Consider the following 25105-nt stretch of genomic DNA (forward strand, 5'->3'; position numbering starts at 1 on the left):
AAAGCGCCAGTTCATGCACCATTCAGACGAATGATAAGATCTGACAAAACAACAAAAGCACACTAAACTTGATGCGGGTTTGTTGGATCAGGTTGCATTCCGAACGCTTTTCCGCTAAATAAGCAAAGCTTTCAAAGACGTGGCACATTTTTTGTCCGTTGCTGAGGGTGCCAATGATGGACTCAATATCGGCAGGCATCCCCCAGATCACCTATAAACTCTAAATATGGGGCAGTCGTATGCCAGACAACGCTAACAAAAACATCAATCTGAAATCATTCGTTCCGTACGAAGCCAAAGATGGCGAAGAGTACATGAATGAAGGTCAGCTTGAGCATTTCCGTCAGATTCTTCTGACTTGGAAACAAGAGCTAATGGAAGAGGTTGACCGTACGGTGCAACACCTTCAAGAAGATGCAACTAACTTTGCCGATCCGGCTGATCGCGCAACACAGGAAGAAGAGTTCAGCTTAGAACTGCGTACTCGTGACCGTGAGCGCAAACTGATCAAAAAGATCAATGAAGCTCTTGAAGATATCGACAGCAAAGATTACGGCTACTGTGAATCTTGCGGCATTGAAATTGGTATTCGCCGCTTAGAAGCTCGCCCAACGGCTACTTTGTGCGTTGACTGCAAAACGCTGGCTGAAATCAAAGAGCGTCAAATTGGCGGCTAAGTTTTCCTGCTAAAAGACCCGCTCATCAACAGGTCTTTTTACCTTATGCGTCCCACTGCCCCAGATTATGTAGGCCGGTTTGCCCCAACCCCCTCCGGCCCGCTACATTTTGGCTCCTTGGTAGCGGCTCTAGCCAGCTATCTAGATGCAAAATCTGCTCAAGGGCAGTGGTTACTGCGTATTGAAGATATTGACCCTCCCAGAGAGCAAGCAGGGGCTTCGGATCTCATCTTAAGCACCTTAGATGCATTTGAACTGCACTGGGATGGCGAAGTGTTCTATCAAAGCCAGCAAACTGAGCGCTATCAGGCCGCTGTCGATGCTTTACTCAGCGCTCAAAAAGCCTATTACTGCCAATGCAGCCGCAAACAGCTACAGACCCATCCGGTTTACCCTAACTGGTGCCGAGATCGTCACGACTTGAGCGCCCACAACAATGCTGTTCGACTGAAAACCGATGGCGACTTTACACTGGTTGATCGCATTCAAGGCGAGTGCCACTGGGCAATGGCTGCGCTAGGCGACTTCATTATCCAACGTCGAGATGGCTTATTCGCTTACCAACTGGCGGTTGTCTTAGATGATGCCGAACAAGGGGTCAATCAAGTGGTGCGAGGCTACGACATATTAGACAGCACCCCCCGTCAGTTACAGCTGATTGAGCAGCTCAATGAGGTTAAACTGATCCATACACCTGCACCTGATTATGCGCATATTCCCGTGATCATTGGTACTGATGGACAGAAACTAAGCAAGCAAAACTTAGCGCCCGCCATCTCACCGCCAGAACGCCTCAAACTCTTACAAAAAGCCTTGCTTGCATTGGGACTGCCTTTATCCCAAGCGCAACAAGAGGCATCCTACTCAGAGTTGTTACATTGGGCGGTTGCAAACTGGAATATCCAGCGCATCAAAGCGGTGGCTGAAATTACGGAAGCTAGCTTACAACGCCCCTTTTCGCGCTGTTAATCTCCACCCATCTCAACCCTTTTTAAGGTGATTTATGTATATGTACCGCCTAATTCTCTTTTTAGTCTTTGCGGGCTACCTGTATTCACCGGTTTTGATGGATTGGTGGGGAGACAGCAACGGCAGTTGGTATCGCCCCTATCTGATTTGGGCTTCGCTGATCGGACTATCCATCTGGTTGGAGCAGAAGAGGAAGTTAGATGAACTTTAGCTTCAGCCTTGGGCAAATCTTCGCCATTGGCGTTGGCTATCTACTGATTTTATTTGCCTGCGCTTACGCAACGGAGAGACAGTGGCTACCACGCAAATTGACACGCCATCCTGTTGTCTACGTCCTCTCACTGGGGGTTTACGCCAGTGCTTGGGCAGTCTATGGCTCCGTAGGCTTGGCCAATCAATATGGCTATGGCTTCTTATCCTACTATTTAGGCGTGGCGGGCGCTTTTGTATTAGCCCCTGTGCTGTTGGTGCCCATTTTGCGCATCAGCCGCACCTATCAACTGTCATCCCTGGCAGATTTGTTTGCTTTTCGCTTTCGAAGCCGCTGGATCGGTAGTTTAGTCACCGTCTTCATGCTGATGGCGTCAATGCCATTATTGGCCTTGCAGATTCAAGCGGTGGCGGACTCAATCTATATTTTAACCAACGAGGCCTCCCCTCATACCCTAGCGTTAGCCTTCTGCTTGGTGATCACCACATTTGCGATTTTATTCGGTGCTCGCCACACCTCCTTAAGGGAAAAACATGAGAGCTTAGTGGCGGCAATCGCTTTTGAGTCCATTATCAAACTGGCCATTATGTTGGCTATTGGCAGTTATGCATTATTTGAAGTTTTTGATGGCTTTCAAGGCTTAGAGGTTTGGCTGCAAAGCCACAGCGACCAACTACAAGCACTACAAAAGCCGCTTGAAGCGGGGCAGTGGCGCACCATGTTGCTACTGTTCTTTGCAGCAGCAGTGGCCATGCCCCATATGTTCCACATTATTTTCACAGAGAACCAATCTACAGAAGTGCTATTTCGCGCCAGTTGGGCCGTACCGCTCTACCTACTGCTGCTGAGTTTACCCGTCCCCCTAATCCTTTGGGCCGGTATGGCTGAAGGCATTAACTTAAAACCTGAATATATGATCTTGGGGTTAGGAAAAGAGGAGACGCAAGGCCTCCTCGGCATTTTAGCTTTTATTGCGGGTCTCTCGGCGGCCAGCGGCACCATTATTTTGGTCACACTGGCGCTTGCGGCAATGACATTGAACCACTTGGTATTAGCGGTTTACCAGCCCGGTGCCAAGTTTGACATTTACAATTGGCTACTTTGGTTCCGCCGATTATTAATCGGCACTATTATTGTTGCAGCTTATCTGTTTTATCGCACATTGGGCGTACGCCACAATCTGGCCAGCTTGGGTTTAACCTCTTTTGTTGGCATCCTTCAGTTTCTACCCGGCATCTTAGCGGTACTCTATTGGCCAACGGCCAATCGCATCGGCCTAATTGCAGGCCTGTGCAGTGGTATTGGCATCTGGATCTTTGGTCAAGTCATCCCGCTTTTATACAACCTTGAACAGGTCACATTACCTGCATCCAATTTGGTTTTTCATTCGGGAAGTGAGGGCTGGTATCAAGTTGCGCTGGTATCGATCACACTGAATATTACTGTTTTTATTGTCACATCCTTGTTTATCCAGCCCAGTGAAGAGGAAAAAGAGGGCGCCAGCAGTTGCTCTGTTGATGCACTGTCACGCCCACACCGTTTACAACTGAATGCACGAACCTGCCAAGACTTTGTCACCTTTCTCAGCGTTCCGCTCGGTGAAAGCACTGCCAAACGAGAGGTTCAAACCGCATTGAACGGCCTCAAACTGGAGATGGAAGACAGCCGGCCTTACGCTATGCGGCGTTTGCGTGATCGGATTCAAGCCAACTTATCAGGGTTGATGGGGCCTGCCATTGCACAAGAAATTGTTGATCAATACCTACCTTATCAACCCGCGAATGTTCAAGGACACACCGAAGATATTCACTTCGTTGAAAGTCGCTTGGAAAGCTACCGCTCGCAGCTGACAGGGTTAGCAAAAGAGCTGGACAGCCTACGTCGCTATCACCGCCAAACGCTACAGTATTTGCCAATTGGTGTTTGCTCCTTAGGTACAGACCGCGAAGTCTTAATGTGGAACAACGCAATGGCTGAGCTGACCAGTATCTCAGGTGAGCAGGTGATCGGCTCACGCTTTGATGCCCTGCCGGAGCCTTGGAAAAACTTACTAGATGACTTTATCCAGCAGAATCACAACCACCATATGTTCCAGAAAGTCAGCCAGAAAAATGGACAACCCCGCTGGTTTTCTCTGCACAAAGCTCGAATAGAAGAGCCACTGTCTCATATGGGAGGCATGGTGATTTTGTTAGAAGACCATACTGAAACTCAACGCTTAGAGGAAGAGCTGGTACACAGCGAACGATTGGCCAGTATTGGGCGCTTGGCTGCTGGGGTCGCTCATGAAATTGGCAACCCTATTACCGGCATCTCTTCACTTGCGCAGAATATGAAGTATGAAACCGATAACCCCGAGGTGATTCAAACCTCTGAGCAAATTCTACAACTCACTAAGCGCGTCACACGCATTGTGCATTCGCTGGTCAGCTTTGCCCATGCAGGTCGTCATACTGGACAAAACCAGCAAGAACCGATGCAGCTGAATCAGGCCATCACAGAGGCGATCAATCTCATCTCCTTAGCAGATAAGGGTAAAGAGCTTGAGTTTATCAACCTTTGTTCCGATGACATCATCGTTATTGCCGACATACAAAAGCTGGTACAGGTCTTTGTTAACCTTTTAGGTAATGCAAGAGATGCCTCAGAAGTGGGAGATAGTGTTACTATTAGCGCACAGGTTTCGGAACATACCGTAACAGTCTCGGTAACTGATCAAGGCTGCGGTATTCCAGAAGACCAACTTGAACATATTTTTGAACCCTTCTTCACCACAAAAGAACCGGGTGAAGGAACCGGACTTGGGCTGGCATTGGTGTACAGCATAGTGGAAGAACACTATGGCCAGATCCATATCATTAGCCCTGCGGACCGGATGCAAGGTAGAGGAACTCAGGTCGATATCACCCTGCCTCTTCACCATGCTGAAGCCAAAAGCGAATCTGCGTGGACTTAAACATGCCCCAAATATTGGTAGTAGAAGACGAAGACATTATCCGCTCCGCTCTGAAAAGATTGCTGGAACGGCATCAGTTTGAAGTTCAAGAGGCCGCCTCCGTTGATGAGGCTTTGTCACGCTTCAAGCTGAAAGATTTTGATCTGATTATTTCTGACCTGCGTTTACCTAAAACACCAGGCACAGACCTAATCAAATTGGCAGAAGGTATTCCCGTACTGATCATGACCAGCTACGCCAGTCTACGCTCAGCGGTGGACTCCATGAAAATGGGGGCGGTGGACTATATCGCCAAACCATTTGATCACGAAGAGATGCTCAACGCAGTCAATCGCATCCTTGCCAACCATGCCAATCAGCGTTTACAAGAAGCGGATGCCGCCAGCATCGTGGAAGAGGAAAACAGTGAACCCGGCACAATGGGCATGATTGGACATTGCCCCACCATGCAGGTGGTTTATCAGCGCATCCGAAAAGTTGCACCAACCGACGCGACCGTCCTAATCCAAGGCGAATCAGGTACAGGTAAAGAACTGATTGCCAAGGCGATCCATAACAACAGTCGTCGCCGAAATGCACCACTGATCTCCGTTAACTGTGCCGCAATTCCTGAAACCCTTATTGAATCCGAACTTTTCGGTTATGAGAAAGGGGCTTTCACTGGTGCAAACACCAATCGTTGCGGCTTAGTCGAAGCGGCAGATGGCGGCACGCTTTTCTTAGATGAAATTGGCGAACTGCCACTAGAAGCACAAGCACGCTTACTGCGGGTACTCCAAGAAGGTGAAATTCGTCGCATTGGCTCAGTGCACTCTAAGAAGGTTGATGTACGCCTAGTCGCTGCAACACACCGCAATTTAAAGAAACTTTCCAGCGAAGGTGATTTCCGCCTTGATCTCTACTACCGTCTAAATGTAATGGAACTCACCCTGCCGCCACTAAAGCAGCGTGGAGATGATATTTTAGAGATCGCAGAGTTTTTACTCAGCAATGCCTGCAAAAGAATGGAGCGCCCCAACCTTCGTCTATCCAAGCACGCTGCGGATGCGATTTCACAATATGACTGGCCTGGAAACGTGCGTGAGCTGGAGAATGCCATTGAGCGAGGTGTGATACTAGCTGAAGGTAATCTGATTCATACTGATGACTTGGGCATTGAGCCAGTATCCACTGTTGCTCATCGTCCTTCAATCCCACAAGTACAGTCTGCATTGCCTTCTATTGGTGCGCCCTCACGTGTGATTCCGCGTAATGATGGCACTAAAGCACCTGAAGATCTTTCTCTTGAAGACTATTTTCAACACTTTGTCTTAGAGCACCAAGATCAGATGAGCGAAACCGAATTGGCACAAAAACTGGGCATTAGTCGAAAATGTTTATGGGAGCGGCGCCAGCGCTTAGGAATTCCACGAAGAAAAAGCCCAACTCGCAAAGCCTAACTGGTGAAGAGCTATCGTAGGGATGCTAACTGCATCCCTTTTTTACACAGAGACGAAGCGCTACAAACCTCTAAACATCATACTTTTGACCTTGATCAAATAGAGGTTAACCTAAAGTAGAGTACGCCTAAGTATTGCCTTTTCTAATCCTTTTAGCCTGTTCACTTTTTAATAATTATTTTTGTGACTGAGTGTTACCGTAACACACAGCACCAGTAAAATAAGATTGTTTCACTGGTAACAATCTCAGTAGCCTACCAAAACCATATCCGTACAATTATCTATAACTCAATGTTTTTTAAAGGTTTTTTAAAAACTGGCACAGCATCTGCAACTACCTAGTCAAGAACAACAAGAACGGCGGTTAACGTTCTAGCCGAAACAAAAACAATAAGCGGCAATAAAAATTAAGCTCAAAAAATAAAAACAATAAGCGAGCGAAAAAACAGGTCGGCACTGGGAAAACAACAATAAACACCCAACAAGATGACCAACCCTGAAATAAAAACAATAAGTCAGGATGAAAAGTTAACCGTAGCGAACTGATGCACAAAAGATTATTTGTAACAAAAATAATAAAACAGATAGCGATGTGCCTGCCCTGCAATAAAAACAATAAGCGGGCTGAGAAAGAATCATTGGATAATTGTTTTGAATACGAGGCGGTCCAAACTAGAAATCTCTGTATAGAGTTTTGAATTGGAAAATAAAAATAACTAGGCCAAGCCACCAAAGTTTGTAATTGACTGTCATTGCGCATTCAGAGCGATTTACCGAAGTCTGACATATCGTTTGCATGGATGCAGACAATTTTATAGCGGAGCCAATTTGGCTCCGCTTTTGTTTTTAGGGTACACTCCCTGCTCCTATTCAGAGATTCAAGATCCAGAGATGCTAAAAGGAATTCATTCATTTCTAAAGCGTCCCGGTAAGACGATCAAGCAGCTGCTAAAATCAAATGGCAGTGAACCGCAATCCTCCCCATTTGAATTGCGTATTGTGTCCCGTGACGAACACCCCCTCAGCCGAAGCAATGTTTCAGACAGCGCCTTAAAGGTACTTTATCGCCTCAAAAAAGCCAACTATGATGCTTTTTTAGTAGGCGGTTGCGTTCGGGATGCCCTGCTCGGATTACACCCAAAAGACTTTGACGTTGCCACCAACGCCACACCAGAACAGGTAAAATCTCTTTTCCATAATGCCCGCATTATTGGTCGTCGATTTCGTATTGTTCATGTGCGTTATGGTCGTGAAGTCATAGAAGTGACAACCTTTCGTGCACCACCAGCTGAAGACTCTGCGAAGAGCCTTGCTTCACAATCTGAGCATGGCTTGTTATTGCGCGATAACGTCTATGGGACAATCAACGAAGATGCGGTACGCCGTGACTTCACTATTAATGCCTTGTATTACAATATCGCTGATTTTGCCATTTATGATTATGCTGATGGCATTAGAGATATTCAGCATCGCTGCATTCGCATGATTGGTGATCCTGAAACTCGTTACCGAGAAGATCCTGTTCGTATGTTACGGGCTGTTCGTTTTGCTGCTAAGCTTGATTTTAATATTGAGCCAGTAACAGAAGCCCCTATTCGTCCGATGGCAAGCCTACTGCGTCAAATACCCGCCGCACGATTATTTGAAGAAGTGCTAAAACTGTTTTTATCAGGACAGTCAGTACAAACGTTCTTGCTACTCAAAGAATATCGCCTCCTTGAACAACTATTCCCTTATGCTGCTGAGCAACTTCAATCCCAGCCGCATAAAGAGCAATTTATCATCAAGGCGCTAGAAAGTACTGACTTGAGAGTAGCTGAAGACAAGCCTGTCACCCCAGCTTTCTTGTTCGCCGCCTTGCTGTGGCCTGTAGTACAAAAAGCCTTTGTTGAATTGACGCAAAAGGGTGGTCTTCCCCCTGTACCCGCCATGCAGCAGGCTGGTCAGCAAGTGTTAGCAGCTCAGTCTGACTTCACTTCTATTCCCAAGCGCTTCAGCCAGCCAATGCGTGAGATCTGGGAGTTTCAGTTGCGTCTAGAGCGTCGGCAAGGCAAGCGGGCTTTCCAAACGGCAGAACACCCTCGTTTCAGGGCCGCTTACGACTTTTTAGTGTTACGTGCTGAATCCGGTGAGAAAGTGCAACCACTTGCAGACTGGTGGACCGCCTATCAAGAGAGCAATCACAGCGGAAAACGGTCGCTCGTCCTAGACGATGTTGAGATCAACAGCGAACCCGTTAAAAAGCGCCGTAAGCGTAGCCGTTATCGAAATAACAAACCTCAACATGATAGAAACATCCACGAATGAGCGCTATCGCCTATATAGGGCTGGGCAGCAATCTTGACCAGCCTATACAACAGCTTCTTACAGCCTATCAAGAACTTGCAAATTTACCTGAAACAACTTTCTTGGCAGGCTCCTCTTTATATTCTAGTAAGCCTGTAGGCCCCCAAGACCAACCTGACTTTGTTAATGCGGTTGTAAAGCTAGAGACCAAACTATCTGCAATTGCGCTACTTGATGCACTACAAGCACTAGAGCAACAGCATCAAAGGGTACGCCTAAGACACTGGGGACCACGCACCCTAGACCTTGATTTGTTACTTTATGATCAACAGCAGATAGCACTACCAAGACTCAGCGTACCACACCCACAAATGCACCTCAGAGGCTTCGTTTTGCTACCATTGGCAGAAATTAGCCCCGAAATTGTGATACCGGGTAAAGGATCTATTACAACTATTCTGTCGAATATCACCATAGATGACTTGCAGATATTGTTAAAGACAGAGTAAAGTTACGACAACTTGTTACCTTAAGATGCAGGTAACGTCAAAGTAACACATTTCGAAACGCCCACTGGTCAAAAGCCGTGGGCGTTATTGTAATGGCGGAAGATAACAATGAAGACAGTGACAATCAGTACCCTGAACAAACTGAAAGCAGCGGGCGAAAAGTTCAGCTGTTTAACAGCGTACGATGCAACCTTCTCTCATCAAATCAGCAGCACCGGTATTGAGGTCATACTGATTGGTGATTCGATGGGCATGGTACTACAGGGACATAACAGCACACTTCCAGTCAGTGTTGATGATATCGCCTACCACACGCAATGTGTTGCCCGTGGTAATCAAGGCGCGCTAATCATGGCAGACATGCCATTTATGAGTAACGCTTCAATAGAGCAACTACTGCTTAATGCTGGCAAATTAATGCAGGCTGGCGCGCATATGGTGAAAATTGAAGGCGAAGCTTGGCTAGCAGAAGGCATTACCGAATTGACTCGTCGCGGCATACCTGTTTGCGCACACTTGGGGTTAACACCTCAAATGGTCAACCAGTTTGGCGGCTATAAGGTGCAAGGTAAAACAGAAGCGGCTGCTCAAGCGATTATAAGCGCCAGCCAACAACTGGTGGATGCAGGCGCCAGTGTGATTCTGTTGGAGTGCGTTCCCACAGAAGTTGGTCGCCTAGTTACAGAGGCCGTTAACGTACCCGTAATTGGCATTGGTGCAGGCCCTTATACCGATGGGCAGGTACTGGTACTCCATGACATGCTGGGGATCACCGTAGGGCATACTGCCAAATTTGTGAAAAACTTTATGGCTGATGCTCGCTCAATTCCTGAAGCACTTAGCCAATATCATCAGGCAGTTAAAGCAGGTACCTTTCCAGCTGAGGAGCATTGTTTTTCATGATCGTCTGTCACAGCATTCTGTCATTACGCGAAACGGTACAGGCTTATCGTAAGTCCGGTAACAAAATTGCATTTGTACCTACTATGGGTAATTTGCACTCAGGCCACATCCAGCTAGTGCACGAAGCCAAAAAAGTGGCTGACGTAGTGATCAGTAGCATTTTTGTTAATCCAATGCAATTTGGCCCAAACGAAGATTTGGACGCATACCCAAGAACATTAGAAGCCGACAAAGAAAAGCTTACTGACGCAGGCTGTCAGGTGCTATTTGCCCCTAATGCCAGCGAGATGTACCCCAATGGTACAGGCGTACAAACGCAAGTGATTGTACCAGAGCTGACAGACGAGCTTTGCGGTGCTAGCCGACCAGGCCACTTCACCGGAGTGTCTACAGTTGTGACAAAGCTATTCAACATTGTCCAACCTGATATCGCACTGTTCGGCCAAAAAGATTTTCAGCAACTAGCTGTTATTCGCAAAATGGCCGCAGACTTATGTATGCCAATTGAGATTATTGGCATCAGTACAGTACGTGCGGCCTCTGAACTAGCGCTAAGCTCTCGTAACGGTTACCTGACGGAACAAGAGTTAGCTACAGCACCCACTTTATATCGCACTTTGGTTCAAATCAAAGATGCTATTGAAGCAGGCAGCAAAGATTTTGACACACTGTGTCATCAAGGTAACTCGGCCTTAGCAAGCGCAGGCTTTAAGCCAGATTACCTGAGTGTTAGACGTCAGTCTGACCTCAAACATGCTACCGCAAATGACGACCAGCTGGTCATCTTAGCAGCAGCAAACTTGGGCAGTGCCCGCCTTATTGATAACATCGCGTTTGCGTTGAATCAAAACTAATATTCGGGCATACTGCGCGACTTGCCCGCCTAGTGCGGTCAACGTGTGCTCGCTCAAAAATCAGGAAAACAGTGGTCAAGGGTTAAGAATCATGCAATCCATCATGCTGAAAGCAAAACTGCATCAGGCTCGTGTAACCCACGCGGTACTGGAGTATGAGGGTTCTTGTGCTATTGACGGCAACTTGCTAGATATGGCCGGTATCCGAGAATATGAGCAGATCCAGATCTATAACATCGAAGGCGGCCAACGCTTCACGACCTACGCGATTCGTGGTGAAGAGGGTTCAGGTATCATTTCTGTAAATGGTGCTGCGGCTCATCAGGCCAAGGTCGGTGACCGAGTCATTATCTGTGCATATGCCAACTACACAGAAGCTGAATTGGCAACATTCAAACCAGCTCTGATCTATTTGGCGGCAGGCAATGAAGTTACACACACAAGTAACGCCATTCCTGTACAGGTAGCTTAATCCTGTATTGAGCAATATCTGATTTTTCTAAAGCTGACCTAAGGTCGGCTTTTTTTTTGTCATCATTTTAGTGTATTTTCTTTTTACCGTGCCTGTAGCATTATGCTATGTTGCAAAGCACAATAAAACCGCCACTGCTAGGAAGGAAATACTTATGCAAGAAGTTGTAATCGTCGCAGCAGGTCGTACCGCTATTGGTAGTTTCAATGGCAGCCTTAGCTCAGTATCAGCTGTTGACTTAGGCGCGGCCGTCATCAAAGGATTGTTAGAACAAACTGGTATTGATCCAAAACAAATTGATGAAGTGTTACTAGGCCAAGTACTAACTGCAGGTGAAGGCCAAAATACTGCACGTCAAGCCTGCATCAAAGGCGGCTTGCCTGAAACAACACCAGCGATGACCATTAATAAAGTTTGTGGCTCTGGCTTGAAAGCACTGCATTTAGCAACTCAAGCGATTCGTCTAGGCGATGCCGATATGATCATTGCTGGTGGCCAAGAGAATATGTCTCAGTCAGCTCACGTGCTGCCTAACTCTCGCAACGGTCAGCGCATGGGCAATTGGGCACTACAGGACACTATGATTGTTGATGGCCTATGGTGTGCATTTAACGACTACCACATGGGCATCACTGCTGAAAACCTAGCAGAAAAATATAGCCTAAGCCGTGAAGAGCAAGATGCATTTGCTGCAATGTCACAGCAAAAAGCAGAAGAGGCGATCAAAGGCGGTCGCTTCTCTGATGAAATCATCCCTGTTTCAATTCCACAACGCAAAGGCGATCCAGTAGTATTCAACACGGATGAAAACGCTCGCTTTGGTACCACCGCTGAGAAGCTAGCGGCGATGCGTCCTGCATTCAAAAAGGACGGCACTATTACAGCAGGTAACGCCTCTACACTGAACGACGGTGCAGCTGCTGTTATTCTATGCAGCGCGAAAAAGGCTGAAGAACTGGGCTTACCTGTTCTGGCTAAAATCGCAGCCTATTCTAACGCCGGTGTTGATCCTGCGATCATGGGTATCGGCCCTGTACCTGCGACTAAGCTGTGCTTGGAAAAAGCAGGTTGGGATATTAACGACCTAGACTTGATCGAAGCCAACGAAGCGTTTGCATCACAGGCTCTAAGCGTGAACAAAGAACTGGGCTGGGATACTGGCAAAGTTAACGTGAATGGTGGCGCGATTGCACTGGGTCACCCAATTGGCGCATCAGGCTGCCGTATTCTGGTTTCTCTGGTACATGAAATGATCAAGCGTGATGCGAAGAAAGGTCTAGCGACTTTGTGCATCGGTGGCGGTCAAGGTGTTGCATTGGCAATTGAGCGTGCGTAAGCCCCTCTGATTAACCAAGGTTAATCTGCCAAATAAACAAAAGGCCCAAGCTGAATCAGCTTGGGCCTTTTTATTCGCCTGTGTAAGACAAGGACTACACTGCCAGTGCAGCTGCCTTCTCTTCTTCAGTGACTTCTTTAACCGTTAGCTTAACGCGGCCACGGTTATCAACATCCAACACTTTAACTGCAATCACGTCACCTTCTTTCAGGTAATCGCTTACTGCGTTAACACGTTCTTGTGCAATCTGAGAGATGTGCACCAGACCATCCTGACCCGGCAGGAAGTTAACAAATGCGCCGAAGTCAGCCAAACGCACCACGGTGCCTTTGTAAACTGCACCAATCTCAGCTTCGGCAGTGATGCCAGCCACTTCGTTGATTGCCGCTTGTGCTGAAGCTTTGTCTTCTGCGTAGATCTTAACCAGACCGTTGTCATCGATATCAATAGAGGCACCAGTACGTTCGCAGATGCCGCGAATAGTTGCGCCGCCTTTACCGATTACGTCACGGATTTTCTCTGGATCAATTTTGATCGTGGTCATCGCTGGGGCGTTTTCTGACAAAGTTTCACGGCCAGTGCTGATCACTTTGTTCATTTCACCAAGAATATGGATACGCGCTTTGTGAGCACGGTTCAGTGCCACTTCCATAATCTCTTCGTTGATCCCTTCGATTTTGATATCCATCTGCAATGCAGTGATACCTTCAGCAGTACCCGCGACTTTAAAGTCCATATCGCCTAGGTGATCTTCGTCACCCAGAATGTCGGTCAGTACAGCAAAACCTTCGCCTTCCTTAACCAGACCCATTGCGATACCCGCAACTGGTGCTTTTAGAGGAACACCTGCGTCCATCAGGGCTAAAGATGCACCACAAACTGACGCCATTGAGCTAGAGCCGTTTGATTCAGTGATCTCAGATACTACGCGAATAGAGTATGGGAATTCTTCTTCAGTCGGTAAAACCGCCTGAACACCACGACGCGCCAGACGACCGTGACCGATTTCACGACGCTTAGGACCACCCATGAAGCCCGCTTCACCTACAGAGTAAGGAGGGAAGTTGTAGTGCAGCATGAAAGGATCACGCACTTCACCCGCCAGAGACTCACTTATCTGTGCATCACGCGCCGTACCTAGGGTCGCAGTTACGATGGCCTGTGTTTCACCACGAGTGAACAACGCAGAACCATGAGTTTTTTGCAACAAACCTACTTCAACTGCGATGGCACGTACAGTATCTTGATCACGACCATCAATACGTGGCTCGCCGTTTACAACCGCTTGACGCACGATCTGCTTCTCTAAGCTACCAAATGCAGCTTTAATCGCATCTGCACTGGTTTCTTCATTAGACAGTGTTTCTACAGCTTCCGTTTTCAATGCACCTAGTAGGGCATAGCGATCCTGCTTAACGGTAATTTTGTAAGCGTCTTTGATCTTGTTGGTATAAGCCATCGCAACCAGTTGCTTGGTTGCAGTGTCTTCTGGCTTCGGCTGCCAATCCCAAGCAGGCGTTGCCACTTCAGCAGCAAATTCTTTAATTGCGCTAACTACGGCTTGCATCTCTTTATGAGCAAACAATACTGCGCCTAGCATTTCGTCTTCTGTCAGCTCTTCTGCTTCAGACTCTACCATCAGTACGGCATTCTCAGTACCCGCAACCACCATGTCTAACAGTGATTCTTCCAACTTGTCGTTGTTCGGGTTCAGAATGTAGCCTTCATCATCAGTGAAGCCCACACGAGCGGCACCCACAGGGCCACTGAACGGTACACCAGAGATGCTCAACGCGGCAGAAGTACCAATTAACGCTGCAATATCTGGGTTCTCATTCTTTTCAGCCGACATCACCGTACAGATGATCTGTACTTCATTCATGAAGCCATCTGCAAACAAAGGACGGATCGGACGATCAATCAAACGAGAAGTTAAGGTTTCATTTTCTGTTGGACGGCCTTCACGCTTGAAGTAACCACCTGGAATCTTACCTACAGCGTAAGTTTTTTCTTGGTAGTGAACAGACAGTGGAAAAAAGCCCGCATCCGGAGCTGCATCTTTCTTGGCCACAACTGTACAAAGTACAGAAGTATTATTAATCGTTACCAGTACAGCAGCAGTCGCTTGACGTGCGATTCGACCTGTTTCTAAGGTCACGGTCTGGTTGCCGTATGTAAATGTTTTGATAACCGGATTCACGGTGATTTCCTTCCAATATCTATTGCTTTCATGTTTGTCTATTCTCACACAAAGAAGCCCGCTATCAAAGAGATAGCGGGCTTCCATAGACAATCAATTGAAAGATTGTCAGCGTATTAGCGGCGTAGGCCTAGACGCTTGATCAAATCACTGTAACGAGTAACGTCTTTACCTTTCAGGTAGTCCAGCAGTTTACGACGCTGGTTTACCATGCGGATCAGACCACGACGTGAGTGGTGATCGTGCTTGTGAGATTTGAAGTGATCTTGCAGACCATTGATGTTCAAAGTTAACAGAGCAACTTGAACTTCTGGAGAACCAGTATCGCCTTCGCCACGCTGATAGTCTTTAACGATTGCTGCTTTTTCTGCTGCAGATAGAGCCATGATATATCTCCTAGTGAATATGCAAATAAATAAGATTCAGGTTAACCGTGCATATTTACAGCTAACCTAATCGGTTACCGTCTCATCGGTAACAATCAGGCGACGCGGCATTAAACGCCCCGTCTCTGATGCTTCAGCCAAACCTAAAAACTGCTGTTCTGGGTCGTACAAACGTACCATTCCAGTTAGATTTTCTGTATTGGCGATATCTTGGCCGTGCAGGATACGCGCAGTTTCTGCTGCAGACAAATTTTTCTTGGCAAAATGACTGACTAAAATATCTGCTGGCAATAAATAGTGATCAATAGACCCCTCATCATCGCGTACTTGTTGAAGCTGATCCATTGAGATCATTTCAGCAGCCTCAAAACCACCAGTATGCGTACGATGTAGGCTAATCAGATGTGCACCACATCCAAGCTGCTCGCCAATGTCTTCTGCTAACGTCCTCACGTAAGTGCCTTTTGAGCAACGTACCGAGAAAGTTAAGTCAGGCGCTTGCCAATTGATAAGCTCAATAGAGTAAATCGTTACAGGGCGTGCTTTACGCTCAACCGTTTTGCCTTCTCGGGCAAGTTTGTACAGCGGCTGACCATTCTGCTTAAGTGCCGAGTACATCGGTGGCACTTGTTCAATAGCGCCGACAAAACCTTGCATCACTTGCTGTAGCTGCTCAATGCTCAGCTCCGGTACGGAACGCTCATGGATAATTTCACCATCTGCGTCGCCAGTATCAGACACTTGGCCTAAACGCGCACAGGCGATATAAGCTTTATCGGCATCAAGTAAATAGCTGGAAAACTTAGTGGCTTCACCAAAGCACAATGGCAACAAGCCTGTTGCCATTGGATCAAGATTACCGGTGTGTCCGCCTTTGCTGGCAAACAGCATCGCACGAACCTTCTGTAGCGCCTTGTTACTAGAAATACCCGTAGGTTTATTCAGTAACAAGACCCCAGAAATCGCGCGACCTTTGCGACGTCGAGCCACTATTGACCATCCTTCTGATCATCAGCACCCGCATCAGCCTGCTCATCTGCGATACGCTCTTTATCAGCGGCCACCGCTTTATCGATCAAGCTCGACAGTTTCTGACCATACACAACGCTAGCATCATAATGAAAACGCAGCTGAGGTACGGTACGCAGCTTGATCGCTTTGCCAATCTGCGTACGCAAAAAGCCAGAAGCACGACGCAGTACTTCTACGTCTTCTTTGGCCTCTGCTTCAGTATCTTTGTTTAGTACGGTGATATAAACATCGGCATAACCCAAATCAGAACTGATCTTCACTTGGTTAACCGTCACCATGCCTAAGCGCGGATCTTTTACTTCAAACTGAATCAGCCGAGCCAGCTCCTTTTGGAGCTGCTCAGAGATTCGGTCAGTTCGTTTGAACTCACGAGCCATTCGAGTTTGTTCCTCAGTGACGCCTTACAGCGTGCGCTCAACTTTAACTTTGTCAAAGACTTCGATTTTATCGCCGACTTTAACATCGTTGTAGTTTTTCACGCCGATACCACACTCTACGCCGTTACGAACTTCGTTTACGTCATCTTTAAAGCGACGTAGTGACTCAAGTTCGCCTTCGTAGATAACAACGTTATCACGTAAAACGCGGATCTTCTTATTACGGAATACGCTACCTTCAACCACCAAACAACCTGCAATAGCGCCCAGTTTCGGAGAGCGGAAGACATCGCGCACTTCTGCGATACCCACGATCTCTTCTTTGAATTCTGGCGCTAACATACCAGTCATTGCTTGTTTCACATGGTCGATCAGCTCATAAATAACGCTGTAGTAGCGTAAGTCTAGCTCTTCACGCTCAATAATCGCGCGTGCTGATGCGTCTGCACGCACGTTGAAGCCAACTAGAATAGCATTAGATGCCAATGCTAAGTTTGCGTCAGTCTCAGCAATACCACCTACACCAGAAGAGATAATGCTTACTTTCACTTCATCAGTAGACAGCTCTTGCAATGAGGCAGAGATCGCTTCCAAAGAACCACGTACATCTGTTTTCAGTACGATATTCAAGCTAGCAATTTCACCTTTGCCCATGTTTTCAAACATGTTCTCAAGCTTAGCAGCTTGCTGACGAGCCAGTTTCACATCACGGAACTTGCCTTGACGGAACATTGCCACTTCACGCGCTTTACGCTCGTCTTTAACAACGGTGAACTCATCACCAGCGTTAGGCGTGCCATCTAAACCTTGAATTTCAACTGGAATAGAAGGACCTGCTTCTGCTGTTTGCTGACCATTTTCATCTAACAAGGCACGTACACGACCATAGTGCAGACCTGCAAGAATGATATCGCCTTTACGCAGCGTTCCGTTCTGAACTAGAACTGTTGAAACTGGGCCACGACCTTTATCCAAGCGCGCTTCTACCACAACACCTTTCGCAGGTGCTTCAGGTACAGCAGTCAGCTCAAGCATTTCAGACTGTAATAGAACAGCGTCTAACAGTTCATCAATACCTGTGCCCACTTTCGCCGAAACGTGGATGAACGGCACATCACCGCCCCACTCTTCAGGGATAACATCTTTAGCTGACAGCTCGTTCTTAACGCGATCTGGGTCTGCGCCTTCTTTATCAATTTTGTTCACAGCAACAACGATGGGTACACCAGCAGCTTTAGCGTGTTGAATCGCTTCTTCCGTTTGAGGCATCACGCCATCATCCGCAGCAACCACAAGGATTACAACGTCAGTGGCTTTAGCACCACGTGCACGCATTGCGGTAAACGCAGCGTGGCCTGGAGTATCCAAGAAAGTGATCATACCGTGACCAGTTTCTACGTGGTACGCACCGATGTGCTGGGTAATACCACCTGACTCGCCTGACGCTACTTTGGCACGACGAATATAATCAAGTAACGACGTCTTACCGTGGTCAACGTGACCCATAACAGTAACAACAGGCGCACGATTCATCTCATGGCCTTCGTAGCTGATTGAGTCTAATACGTCATCCTCAAGCGCATTATCATTCAGCAGCTTGAACTTGTGACCCATCTCCTCCACTACAAGCTGTGCAGTGTCTTGATCAATCACTTGGTTGATGGTCACCATGGCGCCCATCTTGAACATAACTTTGATTACTTCAGCTGCTTTAACGGTCATACGTTCCGCTAGTTCAGCTACTGTAATCGCTTCTGGAATCGCAACTTCACGTACGATTGGCGCAGTTGGGCGCTCAAAACCATGCTCACGCTTTGGCCCAGAAGAACGATCATTGCCATTAGTACTGCCACTGCGCTTAGCAGTTTTCTTCGCGCTACGTACTTCCTTCTTACCGCGACGAGGTGCAATTTCTTTCTCTTTACGCTCAGCATATTCAGGCTTGCCAGAAGTTTTCTTAGACTTACCGGCACCCGCACCTTTAGTGCTAGCAGGGGACTCGTCACGGAACTTCTTCGCCACTTCTTCTTTCTTACGCTCAGGAGAAGGAATATCAACTATGTCACTGACAACAACTGGCTCAACAATATCGACTGGCTTAGGTGCTTGTGCTGGGCGTGGAGGTTGTGATGAACGCGGTTGCTGAGCAGGACGCTGCTGTGGAGCAGGGCGCTGCTGCGGGGCAGCTTTCTGACCTGAACCATCTTGCGAGGCGCGTTGCGCAGGTGCTTCTGCTTTACGCTTTTCATCAGCAGATTTACGCTTAGCCTCATCAGCTGCTTTGCGCTTAGCGTTCTCTGCAGCTTTACGCGCAGCTTCTTCTTCCTTCAAACGAGCCGCTTCTGCGGCTTGTTCTGCTTCAGTGTTCTTAACGTAAGTACGCTTTTTACGCACCTCGATATTAACCGTCTTTTTACCTGCATTCGTTTTCAGCTTGGTCGTAGTACGGCGATTCAGAGTAATTTTCCCTGGCTCCGCTGCATCACCACCATGGCTTTTTTTCAGGTATGCTAACAAGCTCTGCTTGTCCTTTTCTGATACGGTTTCCTGTTCACTTTTGTGTGGTAGGCCTGCTTCGCTCATCTGCTCCAGCAAACGTCCCACAGGTCGGCCAACGCTCTCGGCGAACTCTTTTACAGTTGTTTCTGCCATTCATTAATCTCCTGTGACTTTGCTGCGCTTATTCGCCGCCTTCGAACCAAGGGGCACGGGCTGTCATGATGAGCTGACCCGCTTTTTCCTCAGACATACCATCAATATCGAGCAAGTCATCAATTGACTGTTCGGCTAGATCTTCCATAGTACGGATGCCTTTGCTTGCAAGAGTAAATGCAAGATGCTTATCCATACCATCCATTGTCAGAAGATCTTCTGCTGGTTCAGAATCTTCCAGCTGCTCTTCAGTTGCGATAGCAAGGGTTAACAGCTCATCTTTTGCACGGCTGCGCAGATCTTTAACTAAATCTTCATCAAATCCATCGATGGACAACATTTCATCGATAGGTACATAGGCAACTTCTTCCAAGCTGGTGAAGCCTTCGTCTGCAAGTAGACGGGCAAGCTCTTCATCAACATCAAGGTGGCTAATAAACAGCTGTATAATGCTGTCGAACTCTTCACCTTGTTTGGCGTCCGCTTCCTCTTCGGTCATAACATTAATTTTCCAACCAGTTAACTCACTGGCCAGACGTACGTTCTGCCCATTGCGACCGATGGCTTGAGCCAAATTCTCGGAGGCAACCGCAACGTCCATTTCATTTTTATCTTCATCAACAATGATCGAGGCCACTTCTGCCGGTGCCATTGCGTTGATGACCAACTGAGCCGGGTTGTCATCCCACAACACAATATCAACACGCTCGTTACCCAGTTCAGAGGATACAGCTTGCACGCGTGAACCACGCATACCAACACAAGCACCTACTGGGTCAATACGCTTGTCGTTGGTTTTTACTGCAATTTTGGCACGCAGGCCAGCGTCACGCGCTGCACCACGAATTTCGATAAGCTGCTCTGCAATTTCAGGTACTTCAATGCGGAACAACTCAATCAAAAACTGTGGACGAGAGCGGCTCAGTAATAACTGTGCCGAACGAGCCTCTGGGTTAACCTCTGCCAATAGCGCACGCACACGGTCGTTGATGCGATATTTCTCACCAGAAATCATCTCGTCACGAGGTAGGTAAGCTTCAGCATTCCCACCCAGATCAACGATAATGCCGTCTCGGGTCACTTTCTTTACAGTACCGTTAACAATCTCGCCCTGCTTTTCAGCATACTGCTTGACGATCTCTGCACGCTCAGCTTCACGTACTTTCTGTACGATCACTTGCTTTGCGGTTTGTGCTGCAATACGGCCGAATGCGATGGATTCAATCTGCTCTTCAATCACATCACCCAGCTTTAGGGCGGCGTCTTTTTTCAGCGCGTTTGTCAGCGATATTTCATGGTCAACATCATCAAGCTCGATGTCCTCAACCACAGTCCAACGACGGAACGTCTCATAGCCACCCGTGCGACGATCAATAGAAACTCGAACATCCGCTTCTTCATCTTCGAAACGTTTTTTTGAGGCACTCGCTAGCGCAAGTTCGATCGCCTCAAAAATCACTTCTTTAGAAACGCCTTTCTCGTTCGAAACGGCATCTACTACCAGAAGAATTTCTTTACTCATGCCATTGCCTCAACAAAAAGTCCTTAGTCATCAAACTGTGGTACGATCCGAGCCTGATCTATATTTTCAATCGGCAGACAGTATTCGTCCTGCCCGATAACCAGTAGCACTTCGTCATTTTCAGTGCCATTTATAATACCGATGAATTTACGACGGCCTTCAAAGGCTACATTCAAGCGCAAACTCACCTTATGTCCACGGTAACGCGCATATTGCTCAATAGTGAACAGCGGGCGATCCATACCAGGGGATGATACTTCTAGGGTATATTCACTGCTGATGGGGTCTTCAACATCCATCACGTTACCCAACTGACGGCTAACCTCTCCACAATGCTCGACAGTGATGCCATCTGGCCCGTCAATATAGATTCTCAGCAGAGAGTGATTACCTTGTGGCTTATATTCTAGCCCCCAGAACTCAAGCCCTAACGCCTCGACGACTGGTCTAGCCAGATCGATAAGCAAAGTCTCTTTCTTTGCCATCAATTCACCCCAAAATTGTTAACCGATAATTTTCAGAAGCTAACAAAAAGCCCCTATAAAAGGGGCTTTTTGTTAAAAAATTGGAAGCGGGAGCCGGATTTGAACCGACGACCTTCGGGTTATGAGCCCGACGAGCTACCAGACTGCTCCATCCCGCATCAAGAAGCTGTGCATTCTATTGACTAACTCATCATTAGTCAAGGAAAGCTGCATTTGGTGCCGAAAGCGGGACTTGAACCCGCACGATCATACGATCACCACCCCCTCAAGATGGCGTGTCTACCAATTCCACCACTTCGGCATATCCGATACTGCGAGCAAGCTTATAAAACAACCTTTTATTATCGGCTATTTTGTTACAGGTACATCACCATCTGCTGGCGCTTTATTTTCCTCAAGAACTGGAAGTGCGTTAGACTCCTGCACTGCTTCTTGAGTCACAATACCTGTTGTTGCTGCACTGTTCACCGATTTAGCCTGCTGACTGGCATAAACAGCCAGCGCCAAACTAGTCACGAAAAACAGGGTCGCAATTATAGCCGTGATTCGGCCTAAAAAGCTAGTATTTCCTGTACTGCCAAAGATCGTTTGCGAGGCACCACCACCAAAAGATGCACCAGCTTCAGCACCTTTACCTTGCTGAATTAATACCAGCGCGACCAAAGCCACAGCAAGTATAACGTGCACAACCAAAATTAAGGTTTCCATCGTTTTTGACCTTTTTAGAAATTAACCCGCCTGCTGGCAGATTGAAATAAATTCTTTTGCATCCAACGATGCACCACCAACCAATGCGCCATCAATATCAGGCTGGGCAAATAGCTCACTAGCATTATCAGCTTTTACACTGCCGCCATATAAAATAGGCATCTGTGCTGCTGCGTCGGCACTTTGCTCTGCTAAAGCAGCACGAATTGCAGCATGAACAGCCTGCGCCTGCTCACTTGTCGCAGTTTTGCCTGTACCAATAGCCCAAACAGGCTCATAGGCAATTACAAGGTTCGACCAGTTCGTGACCGACAGCACTTTAGTGACAGCAGCCACTTGAGACAATACCACGTCTAGCGTACGACCAGATTCACGCTCTTCCAAGGTTTCGCCAACACAGAGCACTGCTATCAAATCAGCCTGAACCGCAGCAACAACTTTTGCAGCGACCTGTGCATCGGTTTCGCCAAATAAGGCTCGACGCTCAGAGTGGCCAATTAACACATAACCGACCGACAACTCTTGCAGCATACCCACCGAGATTTCACCCGTATAAGCACCTGATGGCTGATCATGACAATTTTGCGCCCCAATTAAAACACTTGAGCCAGCGTGAGCTTTTGCTGACACCAGATAGGGTGCAGGTGGACAGACCAACACCTCTGCACTCAAGGTCTCTGCTACTTCAGCCAATTGTGGCAACAGTGTATTTATCAGCTCATTTGAGCCATTCATTTTCCAGTTGCCAGCAACAATCTTCTTTCGCATAAAATTTCCTGTATTTCAGGGCGCAAAATATTACTGCATAGCCCTCAATCTGACAAGCTGCATAGTCAAGTCGACAGCTCTGTTAACGGCCTTAATCAGCGATTTACAACCGCTGTAATCACATCTGCAAGCTGTTGCGCTAAAGCAGAGACCTCTTCTTCATTTTGCCCTTCTGTCATCACTCGAATCAAAGGCTCTGTACCCGACGCACGTAAAAGTAAACGACCACGCCCCGCCAGCTGCTGCTCTACTTGTGCAATACAAGACTGCACCTCAGGCTGACGCTGTACCTCTGCAGCTGAGTCAGCTCCCAAGCGCACATTCACCAATACCTGTGGCAACTTCTCAAGACCTTGCAACAGTTGCGTTAAACTTTTATCGCTACGCTTCATTGCCGCAAGCACCTGCAACGCAGATACAATGCCATCACCTGTCGTTTGTACATGCTTGCAGACTAAGTGCCCAGAGTTCTCTCCGCCAAGACGCCAGTCATTTTCTTTTAGCAACTCCATGACATAGCGGTCACCCACCTTGGCACGCTTGAATGCGATGCCTTGCTCATCAAATGCTTTCTCTAGACCGTAGTTACTCATCAGAGTGCCAACCACGCCTCCATTCAAAACACCTTGCGCCTGCATATCCTTTGCAATGATATATAACAGGTCATCACCATCTAGAATGCGACCTGATTGATCCACCATTATCAAGCGATCGCCATCACCATCCAAAGCAATCCCCAAGTCAGCTTTGTGTGCTAGAACAGCCTCAACCAATGCCTCTGGGTGCGTAGACCCCACGCCCTCATTGATATTCAAACCATCAGGCTTCGCGCCAATGGAGATAACTTCAGCGCCCAGCTCATTAAGCACCGCAGGGGCAATGTGATAGGTCGCACCATGTGCACAATCTACCGCGATCTTCAGACCTTTCAGGTTAAACTCATTTGGGAAGGTGCTTTTGCAAAACTCAATATAACGACCTGCTGCATCATCAATACGCTTGGCTTTACCTAGCTTACTTGGTGCAACAGTCTGCATCGGCTGATCCAGCTCTGCTTCTATTTGCAGCTCAATGTCATCAGGTAGCTTAGTTCCCGTTGCAGAGAAGAATTTGATGCCATTGTCTTGAAACGGGTTATGGGAAGCGCTGATCACGATACCCGCTTGCGCATGGAAGGTACGCGTAAGATAAGCAATGCCAGGCGTAGGCATTGGGCCTAACAGATAAACATCAACACCGGCAGCAGACAAGCCAGCCTCTAGTGCCGACTCGAACATATAACCAGAAATACGTGTGTCTTTACCAATTAAAATTTTATTATGGCCATTACGATTAAAAACTCGACCCGCAGCCCAGCCTAACTTCAAAACAAACTCAGGCGTCACTGGAAACTGGCCTACTTCTCCACGAATACCATCCGTACCAAAATACTTACGACTCATTTTTCAACCTATAAATTATTATATTCTTAAGGTGCAATAAGCATAGAGTGGGCAACTTTAATTGCATCAACTGTCGCCGCCACATCGTGCACTCTAATAATGGAAGCGCCACGCTCTACCGCTAAAGCTACAGTCGCCAAGCTTCCCGCCAAACGCTCATCTACTTCACGACCTGTAACTGCACCAATCATGCTTTTGCGCGATGTGCCAATTAACAACGGGTACCCCATCGCTTCAATTTCTTGCAGATTTTTCAACAGGCTATAGTTTTGCGTCACAGTTTTACCAAAACCAAAACCGGGATCTAACAATATCTGCTGCTTTTTGATACCAGCAGCATGACAGGCTGTAATACGGGCTTGTAAATAGCTTTTAACTTCGAGCAAAACATCGTTGTAGCTCGGATTCAGCTGCATATTTTTAGGCTGTCCTTGCATATGCATCAAACACACCGGCAATCCAGTTGCCGCTGCTGCTGCCAACGCGCCTTCACGCTCTAGGGCACGCACATCATTAATCAAGCTTGCCCCTACTTTTGCAGACGCGGTGATAACGGCCGCCGTACTGGTATCGACTGAAACTAAAGCATCAAAACGCGCTACAACCGCCTCAACTATAGGAACAACTCGATCAAGCTCTTCTTGTTCTGACACATCTGCCGCACCGGGCCGAGTGGATTCCCCGCCGACATCGATCAGGGTAGCGCCCTCTTTTAACATCTGTTCTGCATGGCGTAGCGCTTGATCTAACCCTTGGTGCCGACCACCATCAGAAAATGAATCAGGGGTAACGTTTAAAATACCCATAACCTGAGACTGCTTTAAATCAAGGCAATGCTTACCACAAAAAAAAAGGCGTGATTCCAGATCCGACATCCAAGTTTACTCTGCTTGAAAATCGAACACTTTAATCACGCCTTCT

At 47.4% G+C, this 25105-nt stretch carries 21 protein-coding genes and 2 tRNA genes; 10 read left to right on the forward strand and 13 right to left on the reverse strand.

Annotated features, from left to right (window positions below; all coding sequences use genetic code 11):
- Positions 1-239: 239 nt before the first annotated feature.
- The 10 genes from dksA (at position 240) to B5D26_RS11590 (ending at position 12612) form a co-directional block, all read left to right on the forward strand.
- Entirely contained in the window at positions 240-677 is a 438-nt protein-coding gene (gene dksA, locus B5D26_RS11540; protein WP_078745885.1) for an RNA polymerase-binding protein DksA, read from the forward strand.
- A 45-nt stretch (positions 678-722) separates the two neighbouring features.
- A complete protein-coding gene (gene gluQRS, locus B5D26_RS11545) occupies positions 723-1646 on the forward strand; it encodes a tRNA glutamyl-Q(34) synthetase GluQRS (RefSeq protein WP_078745886.1) in 924 nt (307 codons plus the stop codon).
- Positions 1647-1846: 200 nt separating this feature from the next.
- Positions 1847-4813, forward strand: a complete 2967-nt coding sequence (locus B5D26_RS11550) for a sensor histidine kinase (RefSeq protein ID WP_078745887.1) — start codon at positions 1847-1849, stop codon at positions 4811-4813.
- Positions 4814-4815: 2 nt separating this feature from the next.
- Positions 4816-6252 carry a sigma-54-dependent transcriptional regulator gene (locus B5D26_RS11555; protein WP_078745888.1) on the forward strand — a complete coding sequence of 479 codons (1437 nt, stop codon included), beginning with the start codon at positions 4816-4818 and terminating at the stop codon, positions 6250-6252.
- Between the two features lie 891 nt (positions 6253-7143).
- Positions 7144-8559 carry a polynucleotide adenylyltransferase PcnB gene (gene pcnB, locus B5D26_RS11565; RefSeq protein WP_078745890.1) on the forward strand — a complete coding sequence of 472 codons (1416 nt, stop codon included), beginning with the start codon at positions 7144-7146 and terminating at the stop codon, positions 8557-8559.
- Positions 8556-9047, forward strand: a complete 492-nt coding sequence (gene folK / locus B5D26_RS11570) for a 2-amino-4-hydroxy-6-hydroxymethyldihydropteridine diphosphokinase (protein ID WP_078745891.1) — start codon at positions 8556-8558, stop codon at positions 9045-9047. The genes pcnB and folK overlap by 4 nt, the downstream gene beginning before the upstream one ends.
- A gap of 108 nt (positions 9048-9155) precedes the next feature.
- Positions 9156-9950: a 3-methyl-2-oxobutanoate hydroxymethyltransferase gene (panB, locus tag B5D26_RS11575; RefSeq protein ID WP_078745892.1), complete on the forward strand. Its 795-nt coding sequence runs from the start codon at positions 9156-9158 to the stop codon at positions 9948-9950.
- Positions 9947-10804 (forward strand): pantoate--beta-alanine ligase, encoded by an 858-nt coding sequence (gene panC / locus B5D26_RS11580; protein ID WP_078745893.1) that lies wholly within the window; start codon positions 9947-9949, stop codon positions 10802-10804. The genes panB and panC overlap by 4 nt, the downstream gene beginning before the upstream one ends.
- 91 nt (positions 10805-10895) lie before the next feature.
- Positions 10896-11276, forward strand: coding sequence for an aspartate 1-decarboxylase (gene panD / locus B5D26_RS11585; RefSeq protein ID WP_078745894.1), 381 nt, complete (start codon positions 10896-10898; stop codon positions 11274-11276).
- A 154-nt stretch (positions 11277-11430) separates the two neighbouring features.
- Complete coding sequence (locus B5D26_RS11590) at positions 11431-12612, forward strand: acetyl-CoA C-acetyltransferase (RefSeq protein ID WP_078745895.1); 1182 nt, start codon at positions 11431-11433, stop codon at positions 12610-12612.
- Positions 12613-12706: 94 nt separating this feature from the next.
- Here the strand turns inward: B5D26_RS11590 and pnp are convergent, their stop codons facing one another.
- From pnp to folP, 13 genes are all read right to left on the reverse strand, one after another.
- Positions 12707-14812, reverse strand: coding sequence for a polyribonucleotide nucleotidyltransferase (gene pnp, locus B5D26_RS11595; protein WP_078745896.1), 2106 nt, complete (start codon positions 14810-14812; stop codon positions 12707-12709).
- A gap of 116 nt (positions 14813-14928) precedes the next feature.
- Positions 14929-15198, reverse strand: a complete 270-nt coding sequence (gene rpsO / locus B5D26_RS11600) for a 30S ribosomal protein S15 (protein ID WP_078745897.1) — start codon at positions 15196-15198, stop codon at positions 14929-14931.
- Positions 15199-15264: 66 nt separating this feature from the next.
- Positions 15265-16188 carry a tRNA pseudouridine(55) synthase TruB gene (truB, locus tag B5D26_RS11605; RefSeq protein WP_078745898.1) on the reverse strand — a complete coding sequence of 308 codons (924 nt, stop codon included), beginning with the start codon at positions 16186-16188 and terminating at the stop codon, positions 15265-15267.
- Positions 16188-16607 carry a 30S ribosome-binding factor RbfA gene (gene rbfA, locus B5D26_RS11610; protein ID WP_078745899.1) on the reverse strand — a complete coding sequence of 140 codons (420 nt, stop codon included), beginning with the start codon at positions 16605-16607 and terminating at the stop codon, positions 16188-16190. Before rbfA ends, truB begins: the two co-directional genes overlap by 1 nt.
- A 24-nt stretch (positions 16608-16631) precedes the next feature.
- Complete coding sequence (gene infB / locus B5D26_RS11615) at positions 16632-19259, reverse strand: translation initiation factor IF-2 (RefSeq protein ID WP_078745900.1); 2628 nt, start codon at positions 19257-19259, stop codon at positions 16632-16634.
- Between the two features lie 28 nt (positions 19260-19287).
- Positions 19288-20781 carry a transcription termination factor NusA gene (gene nusA, locus B5D26_RS11620; RefSeq protein ID WP_078745901.1) on the reverse strand — a complete coding sequence of 498 codons (1494 nt, stop codon included), beginning with the start codon at positions 20779-20781 and terminating at the stop codon, positions 19288-19290.
- A 23-nt stretch (positions 20782-20804) separates the two neighbouring features.
- Positions 20805-21266, reverse strand: coding sequence for a ribosome maturation factor RimP (gene rimP / locus B5D26_RS11625; protein WP_078745902.1), 462 nt, complete (start codon positions 21264-21266; stop codon positions 20805-20807).
- A gap of 81 nt (positions 21267-21347) precedes the next feature.
- A tRNA-Met gene (locus tag B5D26_RS11630) sits at positions 21348-21424 on the reverse strand.
- Positions 21425-21480: 56 nt separating this feature from the next.
- Positions 21481-21567, reverse strand: a tRNA-Leu gene (locus B5D26_RS11635).
- A 47-nt stretch (positions 21568-21614) separates the two neighbouring features.
- Complete coding sequence (gene secG / locus B5D26_RS11640; RefSeq protein WP_078745903.1) at positions 21615-21974, reverse strand: preprotein translocase subunit SecG; 360 nt, start codon at positions 21972-21974, stop codon at positions 21615-21617.
- 21 nt (positions 21975-21995) lie between these two features.
- Positions 21996-22742 (reverse strand): triose-phosphate isomerase, encoded by a 747-nt coding sequence (gene tpiA / locus B5D26_RS11645; protein ID WP_078745904.1) that lies wholly within the window; start codon positions 22740-22742, stop codon positions 21996-21998.
- A 95-nt stretch (positions 22743-22837) separates the two neighbouring features.
- Complete coding sequence (gene glmM, locus B5D26_RS11650) at positions 22838-24184, reverse strand: phosphoglucosamine mutase (RefSeq protein ID WP_078745905.1); 1347 nt, start codon at positions 24182-24184, stop codon at positions 22838-22840.
- 26 nt (positions 24185-24210) lie between these two features.
- A complete protein-coding gene (folP, locus tag B5D26_RS11655) occupies positions 24211-25059 on the reverse strand; it encodes a dihydropteroate synthase (protein ID WP_078745906.1) in 849 nt (282 codons plus the stop codon).
- Positions 25060-25105: the final 46 nt, after the last annotated feature.

Origin of the sequence: Oceanospirillum multiglobuliferum, assembly GCF_900167095.1 — a bacterium.
Taxonomy (GTDB): domain Bacteria; phylum Pseudomonadota; class Gammaproteobacteria; order Pseudomonadales; family Halomonadaceae; genus Oceanospirillum; species Oceanospirillum multiglobuliferum.